This window comes from Sinorhizobium americanum (genome assembly GCF_001651855.1).
GTDB classification, from domain to species: Bacteria; Pseudomonadota; Alphaproteobacteria; order Rhizobiales; family Rhizobiaceae; genus Sinorhizobium; species Sinorhizobium americanum.
In genome coordinates this window covers 143626-162819 of sequence record NZ_LNQC01000055.1, presented here as the reverse complement: position 1 = coordinate 162819, position 19194 = coordinate 143626, and the positions used below count along the sequence as shown (strand labels likewise).

Below are 19194 nucleotides of genomic sequence, written 5' to 3'. Positions count from 1 at the left end.
CCGCCGGGCTTTGCCCGCGCAGATATCGCGATTCACCCAATAATTTCAGCAGTTTACCGTTTATGGACGGGCACTAGCTAATGTCCCTGCCCGCTGTTTCCAAGGAGCCAGAGGTGGCCCCTATTGTCGTGTTTGTCAGTTCCGCGACACGCTGCTGTTCGACAAAATTCCTAACACACTCGCTTAAAGCATTGAACTAACAGGGACATTTCGCATAGGCGCTTCTCTGCGTCGCTGGCATGACTTTTGCTGATTGTCGATCGCGACGGGGCAGGAACGACCAACTATGACCCACTGGCTGCCTCGCCGGGCGAGGAACCTTATGCTCAACGAAGGCCGGACTGTGAAGTCCGAATTTATGGGAAATCAACTCATCGATGTAGTCGCGGCTATCGATGAAATCGCAGCATTGTTCCGGGACAAGGTAGCGATCAAGCATGGTGCGGAAGAGCTCACATATGGTGGGCTGCAACTGCTGTCGGATAGAATTGCGAGCACCCTGCGGGCGCGCGGTCCAGAGGGTACGATCGTGGGCTATTACGGCGCAAGAGACCTTAATTGGGCGGCCACGGTAATCGCAATTTTGAAAAGCGGCTCAACTTATTTGCCGCTCGATCCATCCTTACCGGCATCGCGCATTTCCTGCATGATTGAGCAGAGTGGATGCAATCTGATTATCGGGTCAGAAAGACCCGAAGCGCTTGCTCGATTCCAGGAAGACGGCACCGGCGACCTGCAATTCTTGACGGTGCAGGCGGCGCTACTCGATGTCTGTACCTCTCCTGCAATGCGAGCTTCGGTAGAGGGCCGTCTCGCCTACCTCCTGTTCACCTCCGGTTCGACGGGAAGACCAAAGGGAGTGATGGTCAAGCGGGCGGGCCTCAACAACCACTTGATGGCGAAGATTGATGCACTCCAGCTAGGTCAGAAGGACTGTGTCGCACAAACTGCCTCGCATAGCTTTGACATCTCGCTGTGGCAGCTTTTGGCAGGGCTGTGTGTCGGCAGTTGCGTCACGATCATCGATGATGCGACAGTGAGATCTCCGATGGCCCTTCTTGAGGCCCTTGAAACAAATCACGTCACTGTCGTCCAATTCGTTCCATCGTTGCTCTCAGTGTTCGTTGAATATCTGCAGACACTGTCGGCGCAGGAGCGGCTTCTCGGCGCCTTACGCATGATCTCCACCGTCGGCGAGCCGCTGACGCCTGCCTTGGTGCGCAGCTGGCTGACACTCTATCCTCATGTCCCGATCCTCAATCACTACGGCCCGACAGAATGCGCGGATGGGGTCACGCATCATCTGATGTCTCTCCCGCCCATTACGGCTGAGACCTATGTTCCCATTGGTAAGCCGATTGCCAATCTCAAGGTTTATGTCGCCAGCGGCACACGTCTGTGCGAGGCGGGAGAGATTGGCGAAATCTGTGTGAGCGGTGTCGGTGTCGCTGACGGTTACATCAACGATGGCGAGCGTACCGAGAATGCTTTTCTGTCAAATCCGTTCTCGGACCACCCATCATATCGGCAGCTCTACAAGACCGGCGATCTCGGACGGATCAGGGCAGACGGCCTCTTGGAGTGTCTTGGTAGACGAGATCGGCAGATCAAGATCCGCGGACATCGAATCGAACTCGGAGAGATCGAGTCTCGCCTGTGCGCCCATCCTTTGATAAGTGCGGCCGTGGCTGTTGCACCCCTCCACGAGAACGTGAAGCTCACGGCCAGGGACATAGCAAATACGGACGGAGCAATCGGGCCCAGACGGATAGTGGCGTATGTGTCGGCTCCTGCCGGGCTATCGGAGAGTGAACTCCGCAGCTTTGTTGCCGAAAGGTTGCCCGCCTACATGCTGCCGGAACGAATCATACGTGTCGACCGGCTACCGACCACCCCGAACGGGAAGGTCGACTTCGCGTCACTGCCTGATCCGACGACGCTTCGCCCGGAGTTGCTGGAGCCCTTCGAGGAACCAACGACCGAGCTCGAAAGCAGACTACGAGATATTTGGTCCAGCATTCTTCGGATCGAAAGTATCGGCGTGGGCGACCAATTTATGGACCTTGGCGGAGACTCGATCCGCGCGATGCTTATATTGGCTCAAATCCACAGGCAGCTCGGGACTAAGGTGGACTTCAGGCTTGTTCTGAATGGGACGATCAGGTCGCTTGCGGCGTCGATATCAAGCCAGTCCGAGACGACAAAGTTCGGGCTCCCCACCTGCGGCAAGCTCAGACGATCACCCCTCACTCGAGTACAGGAACACCTTTGGTTCCTCTGGCAGCTCGACCCGACTGCGAAAAACTACATTATCCAGGGTGGTGTGCGTATCCGAGGTGACATCGATCCGGCCGCTTTCAATAAGGCCTGGAAAGATGTGGTTCAGGCGCATGACGCCCTTTCGGCACGTTTCATCGACGAAGACGGCGCGGTTCAAATTTTCGATGATCCCAAGAACTCCGATCTAGAGTTGGTGGACGCCACCCTCCTATCCAACCACGAGGCCGAGGCACTTGTGGTGGAGTTGCGGCGAACGGAGCTCAACAAGCCCTTTGATCTCAGTCAGGGCAATCTGTTTCGTGCGCGCATAATTCGTCTCGGCGCGGACGACCATCTCATATTGATCACCGCGCACGAAATCATCATAGATGCATGGTCGATCTCTGTCCTGCTCAGGGACTTGCAAACGAGATACTCGCATGCGGCTGCATTTTCTCCGGCGGATCGCACATCACTCTCTAGCTATGCGCTGTGGGAAAGTGCACATGTCACACCGAAGTCGCTGAAGGATCAGCGGCGCTATTGGCGTCAGCAGATAGGCGACAATCCTCCGGTACTTTCGCTTGGAAATCCTCGACTGCGGCCGCAAGTGACCTCCTACCGCGGGAATTCGCATGCGGTTCTCCTTGGCGGTGAGCTATCTGGTCAGTTGCGAGATTTTGCACGCCGGCACAGGTGCACGACTTCCACGGTCCTTCTGGCATGCTTCAAGCTGCTATTGCGGATGTATAGCGGCCAAGACGATATTATCGTTGGCATACCGCACGTGGTGCGCAGCGAGCCAGGCACTGAGGAGATCGTGGGTTTCTTCCTCAACATGCTGCCGATCCGCACAACGATCGACGTCAACAGGTCCTTCGTTGGCCACGTAACTCACGTACAGGACCTCATAGGGGACGCCATCGCGAATTCGGCGTATCCGTTCAGCTGGATGGTCCGGGATGCCCGACTCCACCGCGAGCCTGGTCGATCGCCCATCTTCCAAGTCATGTTCAACATGTACTCTGAGCCCGCGGAGCCAACTGGCAAACGCGATCTCCAAGTGTCATTTCGCGAGTACGACACCGGTTATGTGAAATTCGACCTCACGCTTTACGCGCAAGATGAAGGCAATGCAATTGCACTGCAACTGGCCTACGCGGAAGACATTTTTTCAGGCGATGAGATCGCTCGCATGGCCGATAATCTTCATCATCTCATTGCTACCTGTGTGCAGAGATCGGGCGAGCCGATCCTCGCCCTGGAGGGCCTCAGCCCGTCGGAAGTCGCCAGTCTAAATTCGCTCAAGGGCGAGGAGCGGCTATACGAGAACGAACCTCTGCTGGTGGAAGCGTTCGATCAGGTGAGCGCTTCGAATATCGATCGGGTGGCCTACTTCGGCGAATTCGGAGCAATCACGTTTGGCCAACTGCGCGAACGGATGGCTGCGATCAAGGCCGTTCTGCGAGCTTGCGGGGTGGGGCCGGGAGACATCGTTGCCATGCTGGTCGACAGGTCCCCGGATGTAGCGGCCACAACTTTGGCAATTCGGGACCTGGAGGCAGTTGTTGTGCCGATATCGCCAGATTACCCGAAGGAGCGGGTCGGCCAAATCCTGGAGGATAGCGGCGCGAACCTCCTTGTGCACACCGGCAGCGACGAAGAGGTCGATTTCGCTCTGCCGAGCGTCAGCCTGACCACCCTGCAGGCCAGATACAACGCTGGCCAGGTTTCGCACAGAACTATCGAATTGCCCGATGAGAGCACAGCCAGTCTAATATATACCTCTTCCTCGACCGGTAAGGCGAAGGGCGTTCTCATACCGGAATCCGCCATACTCAACCGACTGAACTGGATGTGGCGATGCTTTCCCTTCGATGGCTTCGACGTGATGGTGGTACAGAAGTCAGCAGCCCTTGTTGCTGCGGCATGGGAGTATTTCGGAGGGCTCCTGAAGGGCGTACCCACGCTGATCCTGACGCATGAGCAGTTGCTCGACCCCGACCTCTTGTTGCAGGCATTGGCAAAGCATCACGTGACGCGTTTGTTTGCCTCTCCTCCCATTCTCACCGGTTTGATCGCCTCTCAACAGCGAGACCCGAAAAAGACCAACTTGCGCCTGGTTACAAGCAGCGCTGAACCGATGCCGCCATCACTTCCCGACCGTTGGCGAGAGTGCTTTCCGGACGTACCCCTATGGAACTTTTATGGAACGACGGAGTGCGCGTCTAATTCAGCGGTATACCGAACATCGAACGGCGACGATGGCTCTTCCGCCGTGCCGGTCGGGCGCCCGATCGACAATGTAAAAATCTACGTTCTTGACGCACAGTTGAAGCGGGTGCCCGTGGGCGTTGCGGGCGAGCTCTGTGTGGCAGGGCTCTGCCTGAGCACGGGTTATTGGAAGGATCTAGAGCGGACAACTCACTCTTTCGTTCCAAATCCGTACGATGAAGGTCAATACAGCCTCCTCTACCGCAGTGGTGATATCGCTCGCATCTCGGTGGAAGGCCTTCTGGAGATTTGCGGTCGTGCGGACAACCAAATCCAGCTTCGGGGGTTTCGAATTGAACTGGAGGACATCGAAACGGCGCTTGCATCGCATCCTGGCGTTGCGAAGGCCGCGGCATTTGTAAGGGGCCAGGATGATGATCGGCGACTGCTCGCCCTTGTCGTCCCGGCTCGTGCCGGCCTGGCCTCAAGGGACATTGTAGACCATCTGCGGCAAAAACTGCCATCTTACATGATCCCGTCGGATGTTCGGGTCGTGCGCCGTATTCCGGTTACGGCGAGCGGGAAGATAGACCGTGCCCGTCTGGCGTCCGTGTCATCGAGCATCATGCGAAGGGCCAAATCCGCTAAGCCGCAGACGAAGAGAGAGCGACTGCTCGCCGATATTTGGCAAGAGCTGTTGGGCACAAAATCTGTCGGTATCGATGATAGCTTCTTTGATATCGGCGGAAATTCGCTACTGAGCGTGCGGTGCGTTACACTGGCGCGCAAAGCGGGACTGAGCCTGACGGTCAGCCAACTGCATCGGACACCAACGATCCGAGAACTGGCAAAGAACCAAACGTCGGCGGCGAGCTATGCCTTGACGACTTCCGATGGGCCGCTGCCAGTGACCCCTGCAGTCTCCCATTGGAATAGTATCGTTGGCATTGGCGAGCACTACAACATTGGCGATCTGTTCTTCATGCCCGCCGGCCACTTGAACCTCTCCATTCTTGAACAAGCGCTTGCGCATGTCCTCGGCCGGGAGGAAGGACTGAAGCTCCGAATTGACCAAACGGCGAGGGGCCTGTCTCAGGCAATCGGTTCGCTACCAGATCCCCTTGTCGAAGAAATAGACCTCGCCGGCATGGCCGCAGCAAAACAACTCACGGTCATCGAGCACGCCTGCGCGGAGCGTCAGCGCACATTTCGATTTGACGGTGAAACACCGCTTATCAGAGTCTCAGCCTTCCGGACATCAGAGTGCGACGATTACTATTTGCTTGTCCTGCTACACCATTTCGTAGCAGACGGGGTTGGATACCGGCTGTTCCTGAATGCCCTCGAGGCAGCTTACAATTCGTTTGCTTCAGGCCAAAGCGCTGCGGATCCCGAGACGTCGACCCTGTCTCGATGGCTGGAGCGATTGGATAACTACGCAAATGGCGAAGCGGCAACAGAGCTCGAATATTGGGAGAGCTTGCGGTATGACCAGTTTGACATGCGTGTGAGCGACGCTGGCGCTGGCGCGGCGGGATTTTCAGCCGAAACTGCAAGGTGGCTCCACTATGTAGGGACTGAGGAACATATCGATGAAGAATTCTGCAGGCCGCTCTGGAAAGACCAGGCGACATTCCACCTAAGGATCAGTGAGGAGGCAACAAGGAAGCTTCTCATGGTTGCGGCGACGTCTGCCGATTGCGAAGATTTCGATCTATTGCTTGCTGCTATTTCGGGGACATTTGGCCGCGCTTTCGGCAATTACTCACTCTGGATTGACAGTCTCACTTCGACCAGGGGACGGCTGTTTGACGACATCGATCCGTCTCAAATCATCGGCTATATCGGTGAACTGGTGCCGCTCCCGTTATGCCTTGATGGTACAGAGTCTCGTCCGAACCGAGCCCGTTCGATTTATCAGCAGCGCAGCTCGTTGCCACGCCAGGGCATAGGTTTCCGGGCTTTGAAGTTTTTAAATCGGAACCCCGCTGTCCGGGAGCGGATCGATCGTCTCCCGTTACCTCGCATTGGAGTGAACTATCGGGCGAGGCTTCAACATCATTATCCGCGCCGTCTGCTGTCCAGAGATCCACATCCATTGTGGATCGGTGACGACATGGATCAGTCCGTTCTGAACTACCTCTTCTGGTTTCGCGTCGGGTACCAATCGGGCGAACTACGAATCGAAGTGAGATACGATCCACGACAGGTTGGCTACGAAACGACCCGCAAGGTCTGCGCAATCTTGCGGGAGGAGCTCCTGCAGATGGTGGACGCGCTTGCAGATCCTGCTGCAATCGGCCGGTAACGGATGGGGTCCTCGGAGCCACTGATGAAGGGCAAAGTAGAGCGCATGGCCTCACCGGCAGAGCATATCAGTTTGTTGGATGGCAAGGTCTCCCGCCTCATCATACGGCTCGCCATTCCCTCGATTATTGGGTTGTCGTTCAATGCACTTCAGCAGTTCGTGAATGCGATCTTTGTCGGGACACTCGGTGCGCAGGCTATCGCTGCCGTCAGCATAACTTTGCCCATCGTGGTCCTGCTCACCGCGGTCGGGCAGGGAATCGGCGTCGGCACAGCATCCTTCGTGTCGCGCAATCTCGGGGCTGGCAATTCGCTGGAGGCCAGTCGAGGGGCGAGCTCGGCACTCGCCCTCGCGGTTCCGATCGGAGTCGGATTGACCGTCGCTCTGCTCCTCAATTTGCGCGACGTTCTCGCTGTGCTGGGTGCCAGTCCGACAATAATGCCAGCTGCACTCGATTACGCATGGTTGCTCCTGTTTGGGTACACTCTCATGCTGTTGAACATGGTCAACGGGTTTATCGTGAGAGCTGAGGGTAATACACGCTTCAGCATGTGGACCATGATTACATCTTTCACGCTGAATGCCCTGCTCGATCCCATTCTGATTTTTTCGCTGGATCTCGGTGTTCGCGGAGCCGCGCTCGCAACACTGCTGTCTCAGATCTCCGCCACCAGCCTCTACGTCCTCTATTTCGTGAAGCAACGTGGAATTGTCCGTGTCCGACCTTCCTTCGCAACTTGGAGGGGCGACCGCGTAAAGCAGATGGCCGCCATTGGCGCTCCCGCAACCTTCACCGGGATCTTGTCTGCTGCTTCATTCGTGCTCTTGAACAGGGCTGCTGCGCCGTTCGGCGATAACTCCATTGCCGCTGTAGGTATAGCGGCACGATTGATAACGATCGGTGCACTCCCGATTATGGGCCTGTGCATCGGCTCCCAGGCGGTTCTCGGTTTCAGTTGGGGAGCACAAGACTTCGCTCGGGTACAGAGAGCGGCGAAGTTCATGCTTTCCGTAGCCGTTGGGTTCTCGGCCAGCTTTTCTGCTGTGGTCGTGGTTTTTGCGCGGCCAATCGTCCAGCTTTTGAGCGATAGCGAGACCGTGACGGAAATCGCTGTCCCGGCATGCATTATGTTCCATCTGTTTTTCGGGCTTTTTGGTGTGCAGTACGTTGCAATAACCATGCTTCAGTCGTTCGGGAGAGCCCGTCTGAGTGCCGTCGTTTCCTTCGCGAGGCAAGGATATCTCTTCGTACCAGCCATACTGCTGCTGCCCGTCATTTGGGGTTTTAACGGCCTGTTGATCAGCCAGGCAGTTGCTGAGCTACTGGCAGGGTTGCTGGCCGTGCTCGTGATATTCAGGCAGTTCGGCGATCTCAAAGGAATGCTGCTTAGCCGACGAGCGAGCCGCGAGGCTGAGAGCTGATGCAAGCGTGGCGACTCTGTCTGGATTGTCGCTGACCGGCCGGATGCAAGCAGGAGGCCATGCTTCCCCCCAGCTGCTGATTTTCGATCCGAGTCAAAGGACATTGGCGGGGAAGCGCCGTCGACCGCACTCGATTTTGTACCCCGCAAAAATGCATGCTCAAGCGAGAGGAGATCTCGATGATAGGAACGCTGCTGCCATCGAATGTTGCCGTGCAAACCTGCCGGGCAAGTGAAGGCAGCGGAATTGGAGTGATGGCCGAAGAAGAAATTGCAATCGCCACCGCACTCGAAGGCAGAAGGCGTGAATTTTCGATCGGGCGGGCCTGCGCCAGAGCGGCATTGTCCAAGCTTGGCTTTCCGCCGTCAGCGATCCCAACTGGGCCTAACCGAGAACCGCTCTGGCCGTGCGGCGTCGTGGGCAGCATAACGCATTGCGCCGGATTCCATGCCGCGGCTGTTACCCTGCAGAAGGACTGCGTTGCGCTTGGGATCGATGTCGAAGTCGACGACGAGCTCCCCTCAGGCGTGTTGCCGCTCATTTCGGGTGACGAGGAGCGAAATTGGATCGCAAACGCACCTCAGGGCCGTAATTGGGGACGGCTGCTCTTCAGTGCCAAGGAGAGCATCTTCAAGGCGTGGTTCCCGCTCACACGTGAATGGTTAAGCTTCGAGGATGCCGTAGTCACTATCCTTCCGGAAGATCGCTCATTTGTTGCTCAGCTTCCGCACACGATCGTGCCGGCGAACGATTTTCCTTCGGAGCTCCGCGGCCGCTTCCTTATTGCAGATGGACTGATACTGACTGCAGTGTCCCTTGCGGCATCTAAGGCTAACCACTCTCCCCTTGCCGGCGCGCAGACGGGGTCGAGCCCAGGCATCAAGTAGATTGTAGGGGGCTCCCTCAAGGCAATCTGGAGCTTTCGACAGCCTTCGGACCAGTTCAGAAGAGGAAGGACCGTAAGTGCCGTTTGCGACACCCGCGCCGTGTAGATGAACTCAAAATAGCTAGCAGTGACGGCTACCGAGATATCGTACGCATTCCGTTAAAAATCAGAGCCGACTTCTCCGCATGTCACCATTCCTCTGTGACGTGTCGTTGCGCGTGAGCCAGATGACTGGAGATTGAACCTATGACGGTCAGACGACCAGGACCGGTCTCCCGAGGATTGTGCCCCCATCTGCACTGTAGAACTCGAAGTGCGCCACCGAAATCGGCATAGCTGGAGGATTTGACAGCATTCCGGTTCTACTCAGAAAGGGGTTTGGCGGCCCGTGGGAACGGAGTGACTCATAATCGGATTTAGCCAGGCGCTTGTCAGAGCGAGATCGTGGTCCGCAGGAAACCTGCATATACCGCGACACAAAGCAGATGTTCGGCGGCCATACATCCAGATCGCAGGAATTCACCAATTTACCCGCATATACTTCCCAACCAAGTCCGCGGGCCAGCAGGCATTGGCAAATGGCTTTTGAACGGCGCTGTGAGTGCCACCAAGACTTCTCTGATTAAAATCGAATTGTGGAGATTTACATGGCAAAACCCCCAAGCCAAGGCATTCCGGGACACACGCCTCCTGGGCCGCCGCCCGGGGTGCCGGGGCGTCCGGATGGCGTTCCTCCCGGCCCCAAGGATCCCCCAAGGCCCCCAGATCGCCCCGTAGGCTGACGTCATGATAAAATGCAGCGATCTTAAGCCCGGCATGGTTCCCTGTTGGGAACCCGCCTGGAAGGGGAGATTCGAGTTCGAATTGCAGGACCTTGCCGCCTTTGTCGGGGACACCCTCCTAATCGACGAAGAGTTGCTCGCAGAGGGAGGCCTTCGGCTCGAGTTCGACTGGCGTCTCTCCGACGGCCGCATCTTTCCGCTCCAGGCGGCATTCCCCGACACTTATCCGTTTGTCCGCCCGCAAGTGGTACTGCGCGGCGATCCGTCAACCTTCCCCGAGAAGCATTGCTCGCCTGCCGACGGGACACTCTGCCTGCTTGGACGAGACACCGGCCTCTGGTCGGCGGAATGGACCTTGGCGACTTTGCTGGAGAGACAGCTTGAAAATGCTCTCAATGGAAGGGGGCCGGAGGATCCACAGGGAGAGCCGATGGAGGTGTGGTGGAACTATCTCGCACCCGAGTTCAAGCGCTTTGTCGATGGAAGCTACGTGTTGGTGGACTCGGCCTGGGACCTCGAAGATGCCGCAGGCGGATCCTTGCGTCTCACCTACCTCATGGAAAAAGTGGGAGAAGGAATTTCCTTCCGAGGCGCCGTCGATGAAATCAAAGACGATAACGGAACCGTCCTCGCCACAAGGAGCTTCCCCCTCCCCCGCGAATTGCAAGCCAGGAGCAAGGCCGCGACGTTTCCTTGGCGGCGCGTCGACCGCTTCGCACCGCCGCCGCGCGAGAAATGGCTTGATGGCGATGAGAGCCTCCGGGAAAAAATCGACTTCAACCAGCGCCCCATCGACAACTCCTCGCCGTCGATTTCGCTCTCGGTAACCGTGCAATCGACCGAATTGAGCGCCGGGGCTAAGGGAGACACATACCTCTTTCCGCTGCTCTTTGGACCTGCGAGGTCGTTCCGCCCGGCAAAGCCTGGCCAAAGGGTCTCTAAACCCTCGCTAGTTATCATCCCGACGCATCGTGCCGGGGAAGGCGACATCGGGAGCCGGGTACCCTCGGTCGGTATCTTGAGGAACAAGACAGTGGCCGTCTTCGGCATGGGCGCCATTGGCGCTCCTGTTGCCATCGAACTTGCCCGAAACGGCTGCAGACAACTCGTCGTCGTTGACCACGACGTCGTCGAGCCGGGCAACTCTATTCGCTGGCCGCTAGGCGCAACAGCATGGGGCGTGCGGAAAACGGCTGCGATCAAACAACATGTCGAGGCGGAGTATCCCTGGACCTCTGTGGAAAGCGTGCAGCACTTCATCGGGATGCCGAGTGCGTCGGGTGGGGAAGGCGACAGTAGCGTGCTGCCTCCGATCATCGCGAAAGCCGACCTTGTAATCGATGCGACCGCGTCCTCGGGAATTTCGCGCCTGCTCGCCGAATTTTGCAAGAAAGCTGCGAAGCCGCTCATCTCCGTCTTCGGCACATCATCTCTGAAAGGCGGCATAGTCGCCTATTATCATCCGACTTCCGGCTGCCCGACCTGCCGCGAGTTCGCTTACGACAAAAGGCTGATCGACAAGCCGCCTGGGTCGGGCGAGAGCTCCGGTCTGCGGCAGCCGCCAGGCTGCTCGGAGTTGACGTTCACGGGCGCCTCCTTCGACCTGCAAGAATTATCACTGGAGTCGCTGCGACTGGCGGTGGACGTCCTTTCGCGACCGGAGCAGTTCGAGCAATCCGTCATCCACACTCTCGCTCTGCACGATGGCTCCAGAAGGCTGCCGCCGAGTTGGAGGATAGACGAACTCCACTGTGCACCGGAATGCGGATGCAACCACTAGTCTGGCTACCCAGGCCCGTGGTGCACGAGATGCACCTCGATGCCGATAAATGGTATGACGACGAGACTGGGGGAACCTTCATGGGATACTGGGCCGATAGTAATGTTGCTGTCGTCACGGCCAGTATTCCGGGTGGCCCGCACGCCCACCGGGCGCGCTACAGCTTCGTTCCGGACCAGGAGTGGCAGCAGAGCGAAATTGGCCGCCATTATCTTCAGTCAGCCAGGTTGGATACTTATCTGGGCGATTGGCACACGCATCCGAATGCAGCCTGCGGTAGCCTGAGCTGCAAGGACCGAGCCTGTCTAAGAAAGATTGTCAATACGCCGTCCGCGCGGAACGTCACTCCAATCATGATACTGATGTGCGGCAACCGGCAAAGCTGGAATCTGCACGCGTGGGTGGCGCGTCTGCGCAGACCGTTTATCTTTTACGATCAGCTGATCGCGGCTGAGGCAGTTGTGCAATTCTATGGCTGACCGCAAATGCTTCCGCTTCAACTACGCCCGGTGCGATTGGAGTGCACCCTCAGATTGAGACAAGGAAAATCGCGGACACCGCCCCGTGTTCAGCTATGCCGCCTTTTTCCATCCGTCGTCCACCTGAATGCTTCTGTTCGTATTCCTCCGGTGTGAGGTAGTCGAGCGCCGAGTGCAGGCGCTGCGCGTTGTAAACGGTATTGATGAAAGCGCCGATGCGCCGACGGGCATCGTCTGCATCCCTATAGGCGAGACCTTGCACCTCTTCCTGCTTCAGGGTCTTCATGAAGCTCTCCGCTTTCGCGTTGTCATAAGGATTTCCGACACGGCTCATACTCGCCTGGGATGCCGTGAAGATGCAGAAGTTCGGAGTAGGCTCCGCACGCGTATTGAACGCCGCTATCGGAATGATGCACGAGGCTCCCGGGCACGGGCTGGCGATCGGTGATAGCCATCTCGAGAGCTTCGATCGCAAGACTTGCTCTGAGATGCGTATCCAATGCCCATCCGACCACCCGGCGGCTAAATGCGTCAAGCACGACGGCAAGGAATGCAAACTCCTCAGCGAGATGAAGGAAGGTGATATCGGCAACCCATAGCTGGTTGATCCCATTGAGGATCATGCCCCTGGCGAGGTTCGGCACGACTTGCCAACCATGCCTCGAGTTGATCGTTGTAGGAACAAAGGGTCTTGCGCGCAGGCACAACAGATTGTCTTCACGCATGATGCGTAGAATGCACTTGTGGTTGACTTGCCACCCCTCCCGACGCAACAGGGCTCCGATCCGGCGGTAACCGTAGTGCCGAGAGCCATCTTTTGAATGAGGTCTCGCAAGCCTGTTTCGGCCCGACGAGGGGCCGAATCCAGCCAGTGACCGTAATAACTCGCGCGGCTGACGCCCGCGAGCCAACACATTCGGTCGATGTTGAATTCGCTTTGCGACAGGCCGGTCATCATCTTATCGATGACTTTGAAGACCCCGTTTCGCCAGGAGCGCTGCTCCGACGCTGATCTTCCTCGAAGTGCCGCAAGGCTTCGCGAAAAAAATCGAGATCGAGCTGCTGTTGCCCGACCTTCTGCTCCAATTCCCTGATCCGGCGCCTGGCCTTGGTCAGTGCCTTTTCCTGAGGCGCTCGCTGATCGACGCTGCTCTGCAGCTGCAAGTCCCCGTCAACTCCTGCTGTCGATCTGGCCGGCCGCCCGCGCCGACGTGACTTCAGATTATAATGAAAACTCAGCTGATCACGCCACTCGTAAAGAAATTGCGACTGATGCCAACCTCATCTGCCAACTTGCTGACGGTTTCACCCGCCTCCACGCGCTGGAGAAGCTCCAGTTTTTGGTCCTCATCAATAACTCTTTGCCGTCCGGCCATGCCCCAGTTTCCTCTCCTTGCGGGGAAACTGTCCGTGATTTTCCTTGTCTCAGTCTGGGGGTGCACTCCACTGCCGTCAGCCGAGGCGGTCCGAGCTGTTGCAAACTCAAGTTTCGGTTCAGTCGAACTTGGCCGGTGATGAGAACGGCTTTGTGGCATCCACCACAAACATCACGAGCGACTGTGTTTTCGTTGAGCCGCTGCTCCACACCTCCATGGGGGTGTCGCCATGACCCACCATGCTCTGGCCTGCGCCGACACGGTTCACTCCATGAGGTGTCTTTTGGCTCGTTTCTCCGGCTAGCACATAAAAGGCTTCGGGGCCGGGATGCGTGTGTACCGGCGTCTTGGTGCCGGGAGGACCGCCAGCCTCGTTGATGCGGAGAAGGTATTGCGATGCTTCTACCTTCGGAATCGGCCCGATTTCGGCGACCTTGGTACCCCCCGCTGATACCTGTCCAGCGGGCCCAAGAGTGAAGAGCCAAACCTTGCCCCGGGACTCGGCAACCAATGAGTTTGGTCCCATTGCGGCCTGCGCCTGAGCACCGGTGGCGAAATTTTCGACGCGCCAGAAAAGCTCCCCCGCTGGCAATTCAGACACTTTTTTCTCAGCCAGTGGCTTGACGACATATTTCGGTTCTTGCGCTTGTTGTTGTGCTCCTGCGAGGGAGGGTGAGAGGAACAACCCCAAGGCTAATGCTGCAATTAGATTCTGTTTCATCATACAACTCCTTCCGTAGTTTGATGCGCTTCAGCACGAACTTACGGATACCCGTTCGGGACCCGCTCACCAAATGCCAGCAAGAAGAGCGGAGACCGTTACCCAGTCATTTTATGTTTAAACTTGATATTTATCATTGGTCTGTGGTGCCGACGAGCGCTTATTTCTAGTATATCTTACTGGAGCAGTCTTTGCGGAAAAATCGATGCAAAGAAAAAATGTCGGTACACGAGACACAAACGGTAAAGGCATGGATTCGAGTATCAAATCCATGCTGCGCTATTCCACCGCGTCTCTGATATTGTGCCAAAGATATACTACATTTTTTGATTTGCTAATGCAAGCTGGAAGTGGCAGACGATGAAATCACACGCAAACCATTGATTGAGTTTCCGCCTTCAACGTACGGCATGGTTGGCAGGGCTGAGGGAAACTGCGACCCGGTTTGATTTTCGGAGCCAGAACCTAGAAAGTGACCCGGGCTGAAGCGCTATGGATGGGGGATGAAACAAATATATGCGGTACGCATTCACATTGGGTCTGTTCGCGCTGCTCAGCGGTTCCGCTTTGGCAGCTGCCCTCTCCCCGGGTGGTCGATGGTGACACGATAGAGCTGAATGGGATCGTTTATCGCCTGCACGGGATCGACGCACCCGAGGCCGGGCAGAAATGCAGCAAGCCAAACGGCAAAGCCTGGGATTGCGGCAAGGCTGCTATCTCAGCCCTCGAAGAACTCGTCCTTGGAAAGGCTGTCGAGTGCGATTACCGTGGTCAGGATGGCTACGGCCGGACAATCGCCGTTTGCTACGTCAGCGGGGAAGATGTCAACGCGAAGATGGTCGCGACCTGCCACGCTTGGGCGTTTCGCAAGTATTCCACTGATTATGCCGATCTCCAAGATCAGGCCCACAACAGCCACATCGGCATTTGGATCACCGATAACCAGACTGCTCCATGGGATTACCGTGCCCAACAATGGACGCTTGGGCAGCAGGAAGCTCCCGATGGCTGTCCGATCAAGGGCAACATTTCCGAAAACGGGCACATCTATCACACGCCTTGGTCACCTTGGTACAAGAAGACCGCAGGATCCGGACTTATGTCCGCGATCAACGTCCTTGGGCGGGCGCCGCTCCACCGGGCGCGTCTACTACTTTGCTCCGGACTGGAAGGAAGACCACGTCCACCATCACCTCAGCAGGCGAGCGGCATCCTTCAAAGGCTACGGGGAAGCTATATGAACCTGGCGAGAACGGGAAATCCCGCTTCCGGGAGGCTTCATGTTGGGCACACTGGCAACGCGACTTCCATGATATCTGGATCTCGAACAAATCCGAGATCGCGCGAGGCACTCGATCGTATCGGCCGAATTGCTCGGCGAAGACCTGGAACTCCTGGAGGCGATCGTCCGCAATTCCGCCAATCTGACCTATGGAAGTATCATCAGCGTCGTACACGGTGACGATGAGACAACCACCGCACTGAGCGACGATGGCATCGATGTGCTTAACCAGATGCTCTCCGCTGCTCACCGTTCGCCCGAAGCCTGGAACGACTTCCTCGACAGCTTTGTCGACGACGAAGAACTCATCGCTCGCGTCAAGGCGAAATCTCCGCGGTAACAATCGGCCGGTTACCGCTGATCGGGGGTTGGTTTCGGACCGCGTCGACCCTTTCGCCCGCGTTCGCGAGCTGCCTGTAGACCCGCCATTGAGCGTTCCCGCAAGATGGCGCTCGAATTCGGTGAACGAGCCGAGCATCTGCATCATCATGCGTCCCCTCCGGCGTCGTCGTGTCGATTGCCTCGGTCAACGAGCGAAACCCCGCGCCGGCAGTTTCGATCTTCTCGAGGGTGAGAAGCATGTCCTTGAGTGACCGCGTCAGCCGGTTAAGCTTCCAGACGACGACATTCCCTTCAAGCAGTCGGTGCAGTTCGGGCCGATCGAACGTCCGCCTGAGGATCTTTCTTCATGGATCCGTTTGCAACCGGCATCCTTGAGGGCATGCAGTTGCGGTTCTGTCGGCCTCGCGCAGTTGCTCGGCTACGGTATCGGCCAGCAAGGGAATGTCTGGAGCCAGGCGGCGCAGCGCGCGCGTCAGCCCCTGGGCGTAGCGGGATTGCAGGACGCGCTACGAACCGACGCACGTGGCGATCCCCAAGGCTTGCACTGCCTCGCTCGGATGCCGGTTTTGGGCTCGGCGCGCCGCGTGCGGCGATCAGCAGCGGCGCGCGCATGGTCTTGCCCAGCAGCGAGGCGCCAGGTCGATCTGCGTCAGGTCCAACTCGGTCAATGCGCAGTGTTCGAAACGGATGCACTCCCGCTGGCAGCGACCGTGCCGGCGCCGTTCGCCGATCCAGCACGATATCCAGATTGGTCGTCCTTGCGCCGGCTCAGGGCGGTGTCGCTCATGCTCGCTCCTCCATCGAATCCGCCGACGGCGTTGCGTCGGATCGGACCGACGGCAGCGCCCGCACGCCGCCGCCTCCCGAGCGCGTTAAGGCCGGCGCACGCTGGCCTCCCCCCGCAGCGTCGCTGCGGTAGCGGCTGGTCGAGGTCTGGTAATACTGCGCGCGCAGGGCCGCCATGGCCTCGATCAACGGTCCCCACGGCGCGGGAAAGCGTTCTTCCGACATCACCCGGTGCAGCATGCGCGTATGGCCGGCCAGTTCGTCGTTGAGGAACTCCACCACAGGCATAACCGGATAGCGCTGCAGCAGCAGGATCGCCGCGTTGTCGGCCTCGCCGGCCGACCTGTCCTTGTCGAGTCCATGCAGATCGTTCTGCAGGCGCCCTATCGTGGAAATGAGCCGCAGGACCTCGCGAAACGCGGGGCGCGCGCGCAAGGTCGCCATGTCCAGCCCCCACAGCAAGGACAGGCAACAGAACACGTTCGTGTAGGCGATCGAATCGATGCCGTTGTGCAGGTACTCGGCGTAGGACCAGCGTTCCGCCGCTTCCGCCTGCGCGTGCCCGGCGCGCAACGCCGCGCAGTAGCACCAGGTATCGTCGAGAAGCTGAGCATAGTCGCGACGATCGTAGGCGAGCGCGGCCAGCGAAGCGCGCAGCACAGCGCAGCCCTCGAATCCGGGGAGCGCGCACGGGACGCCCTGCCCCAGCGCCTGCTCCACCGCGGCTCGCTGCTCCGGCGCGATCAGGCCAAGGTCGTTGCAATCGTCGAGCCAGAACAGCAGCGCCAGTTCGCGATAGAACGCCACGATCAGCGTTTCGTCCTGCGGATCGCGGCCGGTGCGGGCGCTGGTGTCGCGCAGGCTCGGTTGGATGCGCTGCAGGATGTAATGGCCGCCCCTGACCGCTTCCACGGCATGCTCGTCGGCGAACCCGATCAGGGAGCGCCCCCACTCCAGCACCTGCTGCAGCGCACGTTCGGTCTGGATCATGGCGCCGCTCCCGCTCCCTCGGTCAGGACGCGCCGCCCCCAACGAAGCGCTAGCCACAACCCGGCGAGTTCAGCGACGCGCACCACCCGGGTGGGGCAATACAGTTCCTTGCCGATCCACAGCGGCGTCCGCGGCAATGCATGCGCCGCATGGCGGGCGAGCATCCACTCCAGCGCATGCGCCACCGCCTGCGCGATGCGCCGGCGGCCTGTCGGCTCTTCGCTCCCGTCCATCACGCGCAACGCGAACAGCGCATAGGCGGTTTCCTCGAATGTGGACGCGCGAGCGGCGCCCCAGCCGCCGTCGTCGCGTTGCGCCTGCAGCAGCGCCGAAAGCGCGCGCTCGTCGCGCCACTGGGGCTTGCCTTGCGCCAGCGCAGCGACCGCATGCGCGGTGGGATACAGCCACGAAACGTGCCATTTTTCGTTGTTCCATAGACCGTGCGGGTTGCGATTGGCCTCGACATAGGCGCTGGTGCCGGCGGCGGGCTTTCCCAACAGTCGCAACGCATGCAGGGCATGGATGTTGGTCGACACCGAGGCATTGCGCTCGCCGGGGAAGGTGACGAACTGCTCGCCGATTTCGAAATGGCGCAACGCGTCGACCGCCGGGTCGTGGCCTGCAAGGCGCAGGACGCACAACGCAACGGCGGTGTCGTCCGCATCAGCCGCGAAGTGCAAGGCCGGGCCCAGACCGCGCGCGCCCAGGCGGGCGTCGAGCTGCGCGACGATCACGCGCACCGCCTCGGCGAGCGCACGATGCGCGAACAGCCCGGCCAGATGCAGAGTGTACAGGGACCAGCATGGCTCGAACACATTGATCGGCCAGACGTTGGGAACGACACCTTCGATGCCGCTTCGCGTCGCCCGCGATGCCGCCTGCAGATACGCGTCGGCGCGCCCGACCTGCGGCGTGCTCCCCTGAGTCACGGCGTGCGCACGCCACACGGCGGTGGCCGCCGGACTGATGCCGATGCTGCCGGCGTCATCCGGGCATGCGGTGGTCGGGGACGTCCCCCAGGCTTCCCAGGAGTGCAGCAACGGATGGCCGCTCGGCAACGTCGCCCCGCCGCCCAGCTTGACCAGGCGTGCTTGCCTCAACGGCAACAGCGCCGGGTGGCGCGGAAACGCCACTTCCCCCAGCAAGGATGCGGCCTCGCCGCACAACTGCGGCAGGATCAGCTCCGCGCCGATCGGCGCGTCTTCGGGCACCGCATGCGCATAGGGATCGGGCTGGCGCTCGAGGAACCGGGTTGCAGCCTGGACTGCGTCGGCAGCGCCGGGAAGAGGGTCGGCACGCTGCAATGCCAGCAACGCCGCCCACGTGGGCGCATGGCGGAACAGCGGGAAGTCCGCGCTTCCCCATCCGCCATCCGCCTGTTGCTGGGCGAGGAGCCACGCGTATGCGTCCTGCCGAGCGGTGACGTTGCCGTGGAACTGCAGAGCTCGCGCCGTGTCGTAGACGGACGGACCGACGCTGCCGCCGTCGCTCATCTCGCTCAGCAGGTGGCGCAATTCGGATAAAATCTGTTCGGACAGCGCGTTCACGCGGGATGTTCCTTCTGCAG

12 protein-coding genes and 4 pseudogenes are annotated in these 19194 nt (G+C 58.9%); 8 read left to right on the top strand and 8 right to left on the bottom strand.

Features of this window, described 5'->3' with window-relative positions; genetic code table 11:
* Positions 1-322 precede the first annotated feature (322 nt).
* From ATC00_RS16105 to ATC00_RS16085, 5 genes are all read left to right on the top strand, one after another.
* Positions 323-6781, top strand: coding sequence for a non-ribosomal peptide synthetase (locus tag ATC00_RS16105; RefSeq protein WP_064253569.1), 6459 nt, complete (start codon positions 323-325; stop codon positions 6779-6781).
* A 24-nt stretch (positions 6782-6805) separates the two neighbouring features.
* Complete coding sequence (locus ATC00_RS16100) at positions 6806-8203, top strand: MATE family efflux transporter (protein ID WP_064253554.1); 1398 nt, start codon at positions 6806-6808, stop codon at positions 8201-8203.
* Positions 8204-8382: 179 nt separating this feature from the next.
* Positions 8383-9090: a 4'-phosphopantetheinyl transferase family protein gene (locus ATC00_RS16095; RefSeq protein ID WP_064253553.1), complete on the top strand. Its 708-nt coding sequence runs from the start codon at positions 8383-8385 to the stop codon at positions 9088-9090.
* A gap of 1211 nt (positions 9091-10301) precedes the next feature.
* Positions 10302-11651, top strand: coding sequence for a ThiF family adenylyltransferase (locus ATC00_RS16090; protein WP_234782325.1), 1350 nt, complete (start codon positions 10302-10304; stop codon positions 11649-11651).
* Positions 11633-12130, top strand: a complete 498-nt coding sequence (locus ATC00_RS16085) for a Mov34/MPN/PAD-1 family protein (RefSeq protein ID WP_327290351.1) — start codon at positions 11633-11635, stop codon at positions 12128-12130. Before ATC00_RS16090 ends, ATC00_RS16085 begins: the two co-directional genes overlap by 19 nt.
* Positions 12131-12179: 49 nt before the next feature.
* On the opposite strand, the gene ATC00_RS31210 is transcribed toward ATC00_RS16085, so the two are convergent.
* From ATC00_RS31210 to ATC00_RS16070, 4 genes are all read right to left on the bottom strand, one after another.
* Positions 12180-12416: an IS3 family transposase gene (locus tag ATC00_RS31210; RefSeq protein ID WP_234782323.1), complete on the bottom strand. Its 237-nt coding sequence runs from the start codon at positions 12414-12416 to the stop codon at positions 12180-12182.
* A gap of 22 nt (positions 12417-12438) precedes the next feature.
* Positions 12439-13044, bottom strand: coding sequence for a DDE-type integrase/transposase/recombinase (locus ATC00_RS34065; RefSeq protein ID WP_082912373.1), 606 nt, complete (start codon positions 13042-13044; stop codon positions 12439-12441).
* A gap of 321 nt (positions 13045-13365) precedes the next feature.
* Entirely contained in the window at positions 13366-13506 is a 141-nt protein-coding gene (locus ATC00_RS32610; RefSeq protein ID WP_161951917.1) for a helix-turn-helix domain-containing protein, read from the bottom strand.
* Positions 13507-13624: 118 nt separating this feature from the next.
* The gene (locus ATC00_RS16070) at positions 13625-14227 is read right to left on the bottom strand and encodes a cupin domain-containing protein (protein WP_064253567.1); all 603 of its coding nucleotides are present in this window, start codon (positions 14225-14227) and stop codon (positions 13625-13627) included.
* 496 nt (positions 14228-14723) lie between these two features.
* On the opposite strand from ATC00_RS16070, the pseudogene ATC00_RS33510 reads away from it, so the two are divergent.
* The 3 genes and pseudogenes from ATC00_RS33510 to ATC00_RS16060 form a co-directional block, all read left to right on the top strand.
* Positions 14724-15101 (top strand): annotated as a pseudogene (locus tag ATC00_RS33510) (thermonuclease family protein); the annotation flags it as partial.
* A gap of 212 nt (positions 15102-15313) precedes the next feature.
* A pseudogene (locus tag ATC00_RS33505) lies at positions 15314-15599 on the top strand (IS66 family transposase); the annotation flags it as partial.
* Positions 15583-15849 (top strand): hypothetical protein, encoded by a 267-nt coding sequence (locus ATC00_RS16060; protein WP_082912370.1) that lies wholly within the window; start codon positions 15583-15585, stop codon positions 15847-15849. The pseudogene ATC00_RS33505 and the gene ATC00_RS16060, both read left to right, overlap by 17 nt.
* On the opposite strand, the gene ATC00_RS33960 is transcribed toward ATC00_RS16060, so the two are convergent.
* The 4 genes and pseudogenes from ATC00_RS33960 to ATC00_RS16045 form a co-directional block, all read right to left on the bottom strand.
* Entirely contained in the window at positions 15827-16111 is a 285-nt protein-coding gene (locus ATC00_RS33960) for a hypothetical protein (protein WP_327290363.1), read from the bottom strand. The genes ATC00_RS16060 and ATC00_RS33960 overlap by 23 nt on opposite strands.
* 90 nt (positions 16112-16201) lie before the next feature.
* Positions 16202-16638, bottom strand: a pseudogene (locus ATC00_RS31190) (beta/alpha barrel domain-containing protein); the annotation flags it as partial.
* Positions 16639-16727: 89 nt separating this feature from the next.
* Positions 16728-17627 (bottom strand): annotated as a pseudogene (locus ATC00_RS16050) (terpene synthase family protein); the annotation flags it as partial.
* On the bottom strand, positions 17624-19174 hold the full coding sequence (locus tag ATC00_RS16045) for a hypothetical protein (protein ID WP_064253548.1): 1551 nt from the start codon (positions 19172-19174) through the stop codon (positions 17624-17626). The pseudogene ATC00_RS16050 and the gene ATC00_RS16045, both read right to left, overlap by 4 nt.
* Positions 19175-19194: the final 20 nt, after the last annotated feature.